At 40.3% G+C, this 12,822-nt stretch carries 11 protein-coding genes; 9 read left to right on the top strand and 2 right to left on the bottom strand.

The features are described 5' to 3' along the window. Positions 1-156: 156 nt before the first annotated feature. Positions 157-2,517 carry an ATP-dependent helicase gene (locus tag SAE01_RS10490; RefSeq protein WP_147203715.1) on the bottom strand — a complete coding sequence of 787 codons (2,361 nt, stop codon included), beginning with the start codon at positions 2,515-2,517 and terminating at the stop codon, positions 157-159. A 240-nt stretch (positions 2,518-2,757) separates the two neighbouring features. Between SAE01_RS10490 and SAE01_RS24460 the strand changes: the two genes are divergently transcribed. Beyond that, positions 2,758-2,901, top strand: coding sequence for a hypothetical protein (locus SAE01_RS24460; RefSeq protein ID WP_170234133.1), 144 nt, complete (start codon positions 2,758-2,760; stop codon positions 2,899-2,901). A gap of 152 nt (positions 2,902-3,053) precedes the next feature. Here the strand turns inward: SAE01_RS24460 and SAE01_RS10485 are convergent, their stop codons facing one another. Further along, positions 3,054-3,881: a rhomboid family protein gene (locus tag SAE01_RS10485; RefSeq protein WP_147203714.1), complete on the bottom strand. Its 828-nt coding sequence runs from the start codon at positions 3,879-3,881 to the stop codon at positions 3,054-3,056. A gap of 202 nt (positions 3,882-4,083) precedes the next feature. Here SAE01_RS10485 and SAE01_RS10480 point away from each other — a divergent pair, with 202 nt between their 5' ends. The 8 genes from SAE01_RS10480 (at position 4,084) to moaA (ending at position 12,800) form a co-directional block, all read left to right on the top strand. Continuing rightward, positions 4,084-5,382 (top strand): serine hydrolase, encoded by a 1,299-nt coding sequence (locus SAE01_RS10480; protein WP_147203713.1) that lies wholly within the window; start codon positions 4,084-4,086, stop codon positions 5,380-5,382. Between the two features lie 80 nt (positions 5,383-5,462). Then, positions 5,463-6,362, top strand: a complete 900-nt coding sequence (locus tag SAE01_RS10475; protein WP_218029130.1) for a helix-turn-helix domain-containing protein — start codon at positions 5,463-5,465, stop codon at positions 6,360-6,362. A gap of 184 nt (positions 6,363-6,546) precedes the next feature. Beyond that, entirely contained in the window at positions 6,547-9,102 is a 2,556-nt protein-coding gene (locus SAE01_RS10470; RefSeq protein WP_147203711.1) for a DUF5686 and carboxypeptidase-like regulatory domain-containing protein, read from the top strand. 273 nt (positions 9,103-9,375) lie between these two features. Next, positions 9,376-9,870, top strand: a complete 495-nt coding sequence (moaC, locus tag SAE01_RS10465; protein WP_147203710.1) for a cyclic pyranopterin monophosphate synthase MoaC — start codon at positions 9,376-9,378, stop codon at positions 9,868-9,870. Beyond that, positions 9,827-11,020 (top strand): NTP transferase domain-containing protein, encoded by a 1,194-nt coding sequence (locus tag SAE01_RS10460; RefSeq protein ID WP_218029129.1) that lies wholly within the window; start codon positions 9,827-9,829, stop codon positions 11,018-11,020. The genes moaC and SAE01_RS10460 overlap by 44 nt, the downstream gene beginning before the upstream one ends. A 121-nt stretch (positions 11,021-11,141) precedes the next feature. Then, a complete protein-coding gene (gene moaD, locus SAE01_RS10455; RefSeq protein WP_147203709.1) occupies positions 11,142-11,381 on the top strand; it encodes a molybdopterin converting factor subunit 1 in 240 nt (79 codons plus the stop codon). Positions 11,382-11,390: 9 nt separating this feature from the next. Further along, positions 11,391-11,801 (top strand): molybdenum cofactor biosynthesis protein MoaE, encoded by a 411-nt coding sequence (locus tag SAE01_RS10450; protein WP_147203708.1) that lies wholly within the window; start codon positions 11,391-11,393, stop codon positions 11,799-11,801. A 6-nt stretch (positions 11,802-11,807) separates the two neighbouring features. Continuing rightward, positions 11,808-12,800 (top strand): GTP 3',8-cyclase MoaA, encoded by a 993-nt coding sequence (gene moaA / locus SAE01_RS10445; RefSeq protein ID WP_147203707.1) that lies wholly within the window; start codon positions 11,808-11,810, stop codon positions 12,798-12,800. The last annotated feature ends 22 nt before the right edge of the window (positions 12,801-12,822 follow it).

Genomic DNA, 12,822 nt, shown 5'->3' with positions numbered 1-12,822 from the left:
AAAGGTGGTTAAAGAATTAAAAACGGTTGTGCTTTTTCTGAAGCGGTGGGTTAGCGATCCAAGAATGTTCAATAAAAATTTAATGCTAAAAAAAATCACGTTGAAAAAGATCAATAGTAAGAGGCCGACGGCTCAGGCTAATAGTAGCTATCTGTCTTAATCTACAATTCTCAATTTTGCGTAATTCAACATAATTTTCTTCTCGCCGTTTAAGTGAAACTTCACTGTGGCAATAGGATTATGAGCAGACCCTTCCATCTTTAGTACTTCACCAAAGCCAAATTTTTGATGTTCAACTTTTTGGCCGACCTGCAACCCCGTTGTATCGCTTGCTGAAAAGTCTGCGCTTGGTTGATGTTCTACAACTTTTGGCGCTGCCGGAGCTACGGGCATATAAGCCGGTTTCGTCTCTTTCTTTGTCGGCGGAGGTCCGTACTTTTCAGCTACTCTTGCACTGTTACTTTTCCATCCACCACTGCCGCCACTCATTCGGTCAAAAGCAGAAGTTCCCCCAAAATCATTGTAACCTTGGTTTCGTGCACCACCGCCAGCAAAACTTCTGTCGATATATTGTTCAGGCATTTCCTCTATAAACCTGCTTGGCTCGTTCTGAACAAGCTGCCCGAAACGGTAGCGGGTATTAGAATAGGTAAGCCACAGGTTCTTCTTGGCTCTAGTAACCGCCACGTAAAAAAGTCGGCGTTCTTCTTCTAATTCTTCACGCGTATTTATGGACATTGCGCTTGGAAAGAGCGTCTCCTCAATTCCACCTACAAACACACATGCAAACTCAAGCCCTTTTGCCGCATGTATCGTCATTAATTTTACAACGTCGCTGTTTTCTTTATCGTCGTCGGCGTCTGTCAGCAAGGTTATTTGCTGCAGGTAGCTTCCCAAAGTTTTATCACCCAATTCGCCGTCATCGTTGCTAGGGCTTTCTGTCCATTCTTTGATAGAGTTAAACAACTCCTGGATGTTTTCATACCTGGCGAGGCCCTCAGTCGTTTTGTCGTTAAATAAATCCTTTACAATATTAGTATGCTTGCCTACCTGCACGGCGACATCATAGGCATTTTTACTACTAAGCATGCTTTGGAAGTACTTAATCATTATTACAAAGTTTGAAATAGCCTCCAGTGCACCGGCCTTAAAGCCGAACTCGCCTGCCTTTGTTAGTACCTCCCACATGCTAATGTTGTGCTCATTGGCAAAAATTACCGCTTTTTCAATACTGGTTTTTCCAATTCCACGTACCGGGTAGTTGATAATCCTCTTCAATGCTTCCTCGTCGCGTGTGTTCACAATTACCCTTAAGTAAGCCAGCACATCTTTGATCTCCTTGCGTTGATAAAAACTCACTCCACCATAAATACGATAGGGAATACCCATGCGGCGAAGACTTTCTTCAAATGACCGGCTCTGGGCGTTGGTGCGGTACAAGATTGCAAAGTCACGATTATAAAAATGGTTACGCAGCTTTTGCTCTTGTATAGTATCTGCCACAAATTTTCCTTCATCATTATCCGTCATGGTGCGGACGAGCCGAATTTTTTCGCCCTCATGATTTTCAGTCCACAAGTCCTTGGGAATTTGCCCTTTGTTATTTTTGATAACCTCGTTGGCAACATTCAAGATGCTCTGTGTGCTACGATAATTCTGTTCGAGCTTCACCACTTTTACGTCGTCGTAATCTTTCTGAAACTGCAATATATTTTCAATAGTAGCTCCACGGAAACTGTAAATTGATTGCGCATCGTCACCCACTACCGCGATGTTTTCATGAACAGCAGCCAAAAGTTTGATGATTTGATATTGTACCGCGTTCGTATCCTGGTACTCATCTATCATGATGTACTTAAACTTGTGCTGGTATTTATACAGCACCTCGGGAAAATCCCGCAGCAACTCATACATTTTAAATAGCAAGTCATCATAATCCATTGCGCCGTTCTTAAAACAACGCGCGGCGTAACTCTGGTAAATTTGACCAATCAGGGGGCGATTAGACCGCATGTCTTCCTGCTGAATGTAGTAATCATTCTGGTATTCGGCCGGACCGACTAAAGCATTTTTAGCCTGGGAAATCCGATTGTGCACCACGCTCGGCTTATAGTGCTTATCGTCGAGGTTCATTTCGTTGATAACAGTCTTTAGCACACTGCGACTGTCATCGGTGTCATAAATAGTGAAATTGTTGGGGTAGCCTATCTTAGGACCTTCGGCTCTCAGCATTCTTGCAAATACGCTGTGAAAAGTTCCGATATATAAATTCCTTGCTTCAGAATTACCCAAAATCTTCTCAACGCGTTCCTTCATTTCTGCCGCCGCCTTATTCGTAAATGTTAGGGCAAGAATATTAAAAGCATCTATTTTGTGCTGGCTCATCAGGTGGGCGATACGGGTCGTAAGCACTTTTGTTTTACCGCTTCCTGCTCCCGCCACAATCATTATCGGACCTTCTTTATGTATTACTGCCTCTCGCTGCTGCTCGTTCAGCTCATTTAAATAGTTACCCATCTGGCGAAGTTACATCCTTCGCTTGTCTCGCTCAAGCTGTTTTGCATTCTCTTTATAATGTGTGGGAAAAGATTTTTGTACCACCGTCGTATCGTTATTGGACATCGTTGCGTCGCACTTTTGTACGGTTTTTACCTCATTCGTCTCTCTCAACTTCGTATTTTATCTAGGCAATAAAAAAGGTTTATTGACGTTACACTTTTGGCACGCTATTGTTAACAATATCTAAAACCGATATTTATGAAAATAATGTCTGAATGGTTTGAAGGGGTAGTTGATAATCTTTCAAGCTCTAAAAGTCGCTCGTCTGTTGTTTGTCTTGTACTGCTTGTGTTAGTTCTTGGTGCGGGTAGCCTATATATGTTGCTCAACTCGCCCTCGTAAATAGCAACTACTACTTGAATTTAACTTCCAAACCGGATCTAGCAAATAGATTTTAATTCTTAAATACGGCCAGATCTCGGCTCGTCCTTTAGGACGCTAATTAACTTTCACTTGTCAAAATACTTTTAAAATTGGGGCAAATTGCCTCATTTTTATTTAGAGTATTCCTTCAGCATTTCACGTTCCTTTTTTGATAAACTATCTATCCCGCGCTGGTGTATTTTCTCCAATAACTTATCCAGGTCTTGTTGCTGATTTCGTTTGTTAAGGTTATACTTATCTTCTACCGTGAGAGGACGATGATTTTTAAAAAAATAATTATCAATCAACAGGGCGTGCGGTTTATAAAGAATAAACAGAATAAACGCAATTGCGGGAACAGCGACCACTAAAAGTGCGAAGCTGTTCTCAATGATCATCGAAGGATAAAGCAATACAGCAACTAACATCCCGGCGAGTCCTCCACCTAAATGAGCATCATGACCAATATTGTTTGTTCTCGACCTGATGCCATAAATAGAGAAAAGCACATAGGCCAGTCCGAATAGCCATCCCGGTATTGCGGGCAGAAAGAAAAAGCCAATCTTCATTCCAGGGAAGATGGCAATTGCAGAAAACATGATGGCGAAAATGGCTCCTGACGCACCAACCGCACTGTAGTCCGGGTGATAGCGATGAATAAACAAGCTTAGTAAGTCGCCTCCAATCAGACCAGCCGTATAAATAATAAGAAAGTTTACCGGACCGATCACACTTTCAAGACTACCACTAAATATGTATAACGAAAACATATTGAAAAGGAGGTGAGGCCAGCCAACATGCAGAAACCCTGAAGTAACAAGGCGCTTATAATCTTTATAAACTAATACCTTATCAATCTGAAAAGCATATCGATCAAAGAAAGATGGGTCTTTGAAACCTCTATAAGAAACAAGAATGTTTAGAAAAATGAGAATGGTGCTAACCGAGAAAATTGCCATAGAGTAAAATCGTTCTCAATTTTAAGAAAAATAATTGGTTGCAAAGCGTCATATGAAAAAGACTTAACAAATTTGAAATAAGCGTACTTCAACTTGCTGGGTAACAGGAAAAATAAAAGATCCCAGCTTTTAACCTTTTTCGATGACTATTTTGTTTTACTTAAAAAGGTTTTCTACTGCTACAATTACTAATTTCCGTTCTATGCAAAAAGGCTTTGTTTTATTTATGTTTACCGTCGTACTCGCAGGAAGTAATTTTATAGCTGCTCAACCAAAAAGTGATGCCTTGCTCCAGTCCATTTTCCAACAAAATAAAAATGACATTTTCAATCAAGTAATCACCAATCCGACAAAGTATCGTTGCCAGGTTATCTACACCCAAATCGATAGGGACAAGAATAACGCGCCCCATTTCAAAAACTATTATTTCAATTACGATCCGCTTCTTTACTTCAACCCGGCTTCCACAGTAAAAATGCCCCTTGCATTTCTCTCGTTGGAGAAGTTGAAAAAACTGCAAGCTAAAGGGGTAAATAAATTAACCTCCCTGCAGATCGATAGCTCGTCCGATTGGCAAAAACCATCCTTTGCCGACCCAACTTCTAAAAATGGTTTTCCGTCTATTGCGCACTATATAAAAAAAGCTTTTCTCGTTAGTGATAACGATGCTTATAACCGGATGTACCAGTTCCTGGGGCAACAATACATCAACCGAAATCTACACAGTAAAGGCTATAAGGATGTAAGAATAACAAGACAATTTATGGGCCTGACGCCTGAACAAAACCGACACACAAACCAGGTACGATTTATAAACGAAGACGGAACTACTATTTACAGACAGCCTTCCGCATATAACACAGACAGTTTTGATTTTAGCCATACCGTGAAACTTGGAAAGGGATATTTAGATAAAAATGATAGCCTTGTTAACGAGCCCTTTGATTTTACCATGCACAACAATCTCTCTCTTAAAGACCTTCATTCTATGCTACAGTCTGTTTTGTTTCCGGAAAGTTTTCCAAAGAAGCAACGTTTCGATATTAGCAGCGACGACAGGCAGTTTCTACTTCAATACCTTTCTCAATTTCCTTCAGAAACTAACTACCCTAAATACGATACCTCGAAGTATTTTGACAGTTACGTAAAGTTCTTTTTCAACGATAATCACAGCTTGCCACATAATATAAGAGTCTTTAATAAAGTCGGTTGGGCTTATGGCTTTATGACTGACGTGTCCTACGTGGCTGATTTTAAAAACAACGTCGAATTTATGTTGTCTGCTACTTTGTATGTAAATAGCGATGAAATCCTAAACGACAATAAATATGACTATGAAACTATAGGCTATCCTTTCTTCTCCCAACTGGGACAAACGATATACAATCATGAGCTTCAAAGGTCCCGGCCCTTTAAACCCAACTTATCCGCCTTTACAATACAATACGAGCAGCGGGATAAAAGCGATACAAGACCTACTATTAAGGACGTTGACAATTAACCCAATTTGCAGGTTTTGGCTTTTAATCTATTAAACTCCTTTGCTTTACTTTTACAAAGCCATCAACCTCAAATTATCTTTTGTCTCCTTTGCAAAACACCTTCGTTAAGCATCATACTATCAAGCAGCTTTTATCTGCAATGGGCGAGGAGGACGCTGAGAAGGATTTTTATGTTTTTGAAAGAAATAAGGAGCTTCAAAGACTTCCGGTCAATTATCCTTATCGTTCCGACCATTTCACTATCGTTTTGGTAACTGAAGGAAATGCTCGTCTTAAACTTAACCTGATAGATTATTTAGTAGAAAAACACAATCTCTTAATAATTTCTCCAAACGACGTCCGCCAATTTCTTAGCATTAGCAGCAATTGCAACTACATAGGCGTAGGATTTACGCAAGACTTTTTAATGCACTCTGGTCTGCATAAAAAAAATATTGACGCGTTTGACTTTTTTTCTTCCCAGGCAAAGCCTGTGGTGAAACTGGGGGAAAATAATACCGAGATACTATTTCAGCTATTTTCAATTCTTCACAGAAAAAGCTCTTTAAGAGAGGAGGTTTTTTTTAGGGATGAATTCATCTATCATGGTTTTAGTGCACTGATTTTTGAGATTGCTTTCCTTTTCAGAAAGAGCAATACGGTGCATCTTAAGATCACGAGAAAGGAGGACCTCGTAATGAGATTTATGAAATTGCTTCCGCTGCATTTTAAGAACGAAAGGGGGCTTAAATTTTACGCGGACCTTATGTTCATTACTCCAAAATATCTAACCCAAACTATTAAACAAATCACCGGCAAAACTGCAGGAGATTTCATCGATGAAATGGTCATTATGGAAGCAAAGGTGCTATTGAACAACTTCTCCAAATCGATCGGGCAGGTGGCGGAGGAACTCAACTTTAGCGACCAGTTTTATTTCAGTAAGTTCTTTAAAAAACATACCGGCACAAACCCTTCCGACTATCGCTCAAGCCTATAAATGCGCAAGAGTCTCCTTTTAGACATATAAATCAGAAGTTTAGACATTAGTTGGCGGCTGAAGTTGTGGCAATTTTGCACGTCGAATAATAAACACTTTCTGTGGGGCTGTAACGAATTGGAAATGTATTAGACCGGATAAGAGACAGCTTTTGTTACAGCCCTTATTCGTTTAATATTTTGTTATGAACAGCATTGAAGGCGATAGTAGAAGAATTCTACTTTTGGTAGCCATTTTCCTCGGATCATTTCTCACCTCGTTTTCTCAAACCATTGTAAAAGGAACTGTAAAGGATGCCATTACTAAACAGCCGTTACAGTCAGTAAGTATTGTATTTAAAGGTGGGCGGGGCGTCACGACAAATGACTCGGGAAGTTATACGATTGCCTCTAACCAGGCTTATAACACCATCCTCGTTTCTTATGTCGGTTATAAGCCCGTGACTAAAACTATTCTTCCAAACCGGGAACAGGTTGTAGACCTGGAGTTAGTTGTAGCTGATACGAAAAATACGGTGGTAGTACATTCTAAAAGGGGCAAGTACTCCAACAAAAATAATCCGGCGGTCGACTTGATCCGGAAGGTAATTGACAATAAGACGAACAACAAAGTGACCTCGTATGATTTCGTTGAGTACGAGCAATATGAAAAAGTTGAATTGTCCCTTACGAACAAGCCCGAAAAAGTCGCTAACAGTAAGTTGCTCAAAAACTTTCAATTTGTTTTAGACAATCGTGATACCTCTAAGATTGAAGGCAAATCTTTGTTGCCTGTTTACCTGGAAGAGAAATTATCCCAGAAATATTACAGGAGAAAACCCGAGAAAGAAAAGACATACATTCTTGGAGAGAAAAAAGTGAACTATGGCGAGTATGTCGATCAGAAGGGGATCAGCAGTTTCTTAAAGCGTTTGTACGAAGGCGTAGATATTTACCAGAACAACGTTTCCCTGTTAACCAACCAATTCATCAGCCCGATAGCTGACCTGGCTCCAACTTTTTACAGGTTTTATATTACTGACACTGTTGAAAACGATGGCATTAAACTAATCAGGTTAAGCTTTGCACCCAAAAATCCAACAGACCTTGTTTTTAAGGGAACCATGTTTGTTACCCTCGACGGGAACTATTCTGTGCAGAAGATCAATATGAGCATCAGTAAAAATGCAAATCTTAACTGGGTACGCGATCTAAGAATTAAACAGGATTTCGAAAAGGGTCCTGATGGACGGTATCACGTTATTTCAACAAATACAATTACCGAGTTTGCCTTAACAAGAGGCGCTTCAGGTGGCATTTTAGGAGAAAGAACGGTTTCTCTCAAAAATTTCGCTGTCAACAAACCTGCAGCAGATAGTCTCTATGCAGGAGATGCCGTAGTTGCTACCGCAACCCCAAATACCTCTGACAGTTTTTGGATTGCTCACCGCCATCCTCAATTATCGGCAGTAGAAGCAAAGGTGTATACCAATATAGATAGTCTTCAAAATATGAAGTCTTATAAAAGACTAATGGATTGGGGAACGTTGATATTGGCAGGCTATAAAGCGGCCGGCCCCGATTATGAAATAGGCCCTGCAAATGCCTTCTATAGTTTCAATCCGGTTGAAGGTTTTAGGTTGCGTGTTGGTGGCAGAACTACCCCCAATTTCAATAAATCCATTTACTTCGAGAACTATGTGGCTTACGGTTTTAAAGACGAGAAGTGGAAATATTTTGTGGCCGGCACCTATTCATTTAACCATAAATCCATTTATGGTTACCCGTTAAACTACCTCAAACTAAGTTATCAACGCGATACCAAAATTCCCGGGCAGGAACTTCAGTTTGTGCAAGAAGATAATTTTCTCCTATCCTTTAAAAGAGGCAACAACGACAAGTGGCTGTACAATAATATTTTCAAAGCAGAGTATGTAAGAGAGTTCGCAAAAAACATTGCTGTTACTGTCGGCTTTAAAAATTGGAAACAAACGCCGGCCGGAAGCATCACTTATAGCAAGCCGGAAGGCAGCGGAGTTCTAGACAATATTCCAAACGTAACTACTTCAGAGATTTCAGGTGAAATAAGGTGGGCTCCACACGAGCAGTTTTACCAGGGTAAAGTATATAGAACGCCTATTATAAATAAGTACCCCATTTTCAAATTGCGTTATATCGCCGGTATCGAGGGTTTGATGAACGGGCAATACAACTACCAAAATCTGAACCTGAATATTTACAAACGTTTTTATCTTTCTCAGCTAGGCTATACCGATGTAACGATGGAGGGCGGTAACATCTTCGGAAAAGTTCCCTTCCCTCTACTGACCATTCACAGGGCAAACCAAACTTATGCGTACATGCAGAACTCGTACAATATGATGAACTTCATGGAGTTTGTAAGCGACCATTATGCAGCAGTAAACGTGGATCATTACTTTAACGGATTTTTCTTCAATAAGATACCCTTGCTTAAAAAGCTCAAACTACGGGAGGTGGTTACTGGTAAGCTGTTGTACGGCGGACTAAGAGATGAAAATAATCCGGATAAGAATAGCGAGACTTTTAGATTTCCAACAGACAATGCAACTAATCTTCCTACCACTTACTCTTTAAACAATCAGCCATATGCGGAAGTAAGCGTAGGTGTAGGTAATATTTTCAAATTGCTGCGGGTAGATTTGGTAAAACGTCTCACCTATCTCGACCATCCCAACACAACGCAGTGGGGAATTAGAACATTGGTAAAATTTGATTTTTAATAAAGACGAATAAAAGAGATTATATATCCTGAAAAGCTCCCCCCAATAAAAAAACCGTTTCAGATTTATCTGGGGCGGTTTTTGTTTTTATACCTGGCAACAACAAATAGCCCGGCATTCTTGCGTCGCACTCTTGTACTTCCATTTTCAACTCAACTGCTAATGATCGCTATGTTAGCAGGGTAGCATAAACCAAACTTTAAGTAATTGTAACCGACGCTTCACGAGCAACATAACATTGGATGAGCTAATTTTATAAGAATTTATCAAGCAATGAATCCGGAATTGAAAATATTTACACATCTCGATCAAGCAACTGGCAATCCGGCGATGGTAGATGTTGGCGACAAGCAAGTGACGAAACGAATTGCAAAAGCGCAGAGCATTGTAGTCCTTGGCAACGAGATTATGCAACATTTTACCGGAAGCGACATTCAAACCAAAAAAGGGCCGGTATTTCAAACCGCCATCATAGCGGGAACAATGGCAGCAAAAAAGACCGCTGACCTAATACCCCTATGTCATCCCCTGCCTTTGGAAAATTGCAAGATAGAAATCAACATAAACGACCAGAAGGAAGTGGTTATAAACTGTACAGCATCTGTTACGTCGAAAACAGGTGTAGAAATGGAAGCCCTAACCGGAGCTTCTGTTGCGGCTTTAACCATCTATGATATGTGCAAAGCGTTCTCTCATGACATTGTAATTAAAGAAACCCGGTTAATTGAAAAGACAGGAGGCAAAAGTGATTTTAGACGAGACCAATAAAATGCATCAAAAACATGCAAAGCTTGCCCGGCCAGACCTTGGAGAATTTGGTCGAAACGAGATTGCCATTCTTGGTACTACGTGTAATAATATTCGAACCCTTGCCAATAGCCTCGTCAAACAATTGTCTTCTTCCAGTAAGATTGCTTATGTTGATGCAGATCATAAAGATGCAGGCAGTTCGGATAACATTAACGATACTACCATAGCCAATGGGGGCTTTTTAGAATACACGAATAAGATTAGTTTTCAAAGACTCGATTTCAAAAACGACCTCAACAGCTTTCAACGCAGAGCTATTTTTAATGACCAGGATCTAATAATTGTAAACGGGAATCACTTTACAGCAAAAGCACAAATTGTGGTGATCGACCCCGTTAAAAATCTTGAGAAAAAATTAGAACAGCTTACAGATATTCGATTGATTTTATTAAAGGATGAAACTGTTAGCATCCCTGATTTTCTTAAAAGACATGAAGGTTTCAATGAAATTCCGGTGCTTTCTCTTAATGACGAAAATGGTATAGCAGAATTTATCCGTGAGCTTTTATCTAAAAGAATACCTCCTATAAACGGTCTCGTTCTATCCGGCGGCTTAAGCAGCAGGATGAAAAAAGATAAGGGCGATTTAAATTATCATGGTGTAAGCCAACGAGAATATTTGTACGAATTACTATCAAAGCATTGTAACAAGGCATTCATTTCTTGTAATGCCGAACAAGCTGTAGAACTTGGCGGTCGGCTTCCTTTCATTCAGGATAATTTTCTTCATCTTGGCCCAATGGGTGGCATCCTGTCTGCTTTACAGACTGACCCAAATGCCGCGTGGCTTACTATTGCCTGTGATCTTCCTTACCTTACAGAAAGGACAATTGAATACCTGGTCGCAAACAGAAACTCTTCAAAAACAGCCACTGCTTTCCTGGATCCTAGCGGGGATTTTCCCGAACCACTAATTACGCTTTGGGAGCCGAAAAGTTATTTTGTCTTGTTGCAGTTTCTTAGCCAGGGTTACTCCTGCCCACGGAAAGTTTTAATAAATTCAGACATACTGTTACTAAAAGCTCCAAACGAAAAAGAGTTTTTAAATGCAAATTCGCCTGAACAATATGAGATGGCGGTTAGCGAATTGAGACAAGGTGAAAAGTAATTAAGGATTAACAGAACAAAATTTACAGATTAACTATTTTTGAAATTGGATTTGTAAAAGGCTTAAAGCTGATGTGAAATAGTAGGTGAACCTGGCCAATGAATATTTTTAAATCGAAGTGATGGACGTAATACTTTTTGGAATTTCGAGGGAAATTGTAGGAATGAAAAAACTTACGATAAGCACGGCAGAAAATATTCAAACTGTCGGAGCACTGAAGCAATGGATGAAGCAGAAATATCCTCAAATTGAAAAGCTGAATTCGCTGGCCGTTGCTGTTGACAGTGAGTACGCCGATGACGATCAGACTCTTGTTGATGAAAATGAAGTTGCCATAATACCGCCTGTAAGTGGAGGCTAACAAAACTGTATGCTGGTAAAAATTGTCGAAGATATAGATGTAAGTGAAGCGTATCAATACCTTGAATCTCCTGATACCGGCGCGGTCAATTTATTTATCGGCACTGTTCGAAACCATACCAAAGGAAAGGAAGTTGTAAAACTCGTTTTTGAGGCCTACAAAAAGATGGCTTTAAAAGAAATGAATAAACTGGCTGAAGAAGCGAAACAGAGATGGCCGATAGAAAAATTGCTCATACTACATATCACGGGCGAAAAGAAGCCGGGGGAAGCGGTTGTAGCAATTGGTGTAACTTCGGCTCACCGCGACGCCTCGTTTGAAGCTTGTCGTTTTTTGATTGATGAGTTGAAGAAAACGGTCCCGATCTGGAAAAAAGAATTTTACATAGATAACAGTGTCTGGGTAAACGCACACCCCTAAGTGAAGATGGAAAATAAGTTATTGATTGATAAATACGGAAGGCAGCTCACCTACCTGAGGCTTTCGGTCACAGACCGGTGCAATTTCAGGTGCTACTACTGTATGCCCGAGGAAGGGGTAAATTTTGCCAAGCGTTCAGACCTCTTATCCTTTAATGAAATGTACCTGCTGTCCAATATCTTTTGTTCGATGGGCGTATCTAAAATCAGGATCACAGGTGGCGAACCATTTGTGAGAGCGGGCCTGATTCCTTTCCTTGAAAATATAAGCGCAATACCCGGGTTGCAGGAAATTTCAATCACTAGCAACGGAAGTTTTACGACGAAGAATATTTTGGCTTTAAAGGAAATGGGCATCAAAAAGATTAATCTAAGCCTCGATTCTCTTGACCGTAATCGCTTTTACGAAATAACAAGAAGAGACAGTTTTGAGTCTGTGTATGCAGGTGTTTTTAAATTGCTTGAGCATGGCTTCGATGTAAAACTGAATTGTGTACTGGCTGAAGGAAAAAACACAGAAGACATCATTCCATTTGTGGAGCTTACAAAAAATCATGATCTCTCTGTTCGCTTCCTTGAGGAAATGCCTTTCAATGGAAGTGACTCTTTTGCCGTTCCCATCTGGGACCACAAAGAGGTGTACCGTTACATCAATCAACATTTTCCGGTTATTCATAAGTTGGAAAGTGAGATCAGCTCCACTTCTGTCAATTATAAAATCCCTGGTTATAAAGGTTCGTTTGGTATTATCCCATCTTTCAGCAGAACGTTTTGCGGAACCTGTAATCGCATCCGCTTGTCTGCAACAGGTGAGTTAAGAACTTGTTTGTATGGTCCTGCTGCTGTCAATCTTCGTGATGTTATGCGGGCTGGTGCTTCCGAAGAAGAAATCCAGGAGGAGATTTTAGCTGCCGTAAGCATGCGCGCAAAAAATGGTTTTGAAGCCGAGGCCTTAAGCAATGAAGTGGCACATAAGTCAATGTCGTTTTTAGGCGGATAGGTTAGGTTCTATGAGCCCGGCG

Source organism: Segetibacter aerophilus, assembly GCF_007991655.1.
Classification (GTDB): domain Bacteria; phylum Bacteroidota; class Bacteroidia; order Chitinophagales; family Chitinophagaceae; genus Segetibacter; species Segetibacter aerophilus.
Note: the sequence above shows the minus strand (reverse complement) of the source record. Positions and strands in the feature narration are given on the sequence as shown.

Coding starts and splice junctions, on each gene's coding strand:
- SAE01_RS10490 (WP_147203715.1), bottom strand. CDS start 2,517: ATGGGTAACTATTTAAATGAGCTGAACGAGCAGCAGCGAGAGGCAGTA.
- SAE01_RS24460 (WP_170234133.1), top strand. CDS start 2,758: ATGAAAATAATGTCTGAATGGTTTGAAGGGGTAGTTGATAATCTTTCA.
- SAE01_RS10485 (WP_147203714.1), bottom strand. CDS start 3,881: ATGGCAATTTTCTCGGTTAGCACCATTCTCATTTTTCTAAACATTCTT.
- SAE01_RS10480 (WP_147203713.1), top strand. CDS start 4,084: ATGCAAAAAGGCTTTGTTTTATTTATGTTTACCGTCGTACTCGCAGGA.
- SAE01_RS10470 (WP_147203711.1), top strand. CDS start 6,547: ATGAACAGCATTGAAGGCGATAGTAGAAGAATTCTACTTTTGGTAGCC.
- moaC (WP_147203710.1), top strand. CDS start 9,376: ATGAATCCGGAATTGAAAATATTTACACATCTCGATCAAGCAACTGGC.
- moaD (WP_147203709.1), top strand. CDS start 11,142: ATGGACGTAATACTTTTTGGAATTTCGAGGGAAATTGTAGGAATGAAA.
- SAE01_RS10450 (WP_147203708.1), top strand. CDS start 11,391: ATGCTGGTAAAAATTGTCGAAGATATAGATGTAAGTGAAGCGTATCAA.
- moaA (WP_147203707.1), top strand. CDS start 11,808: ATGGAAAATAAGTTATTGATTGATAAATACGGAAGGCAGCTCACCTAC.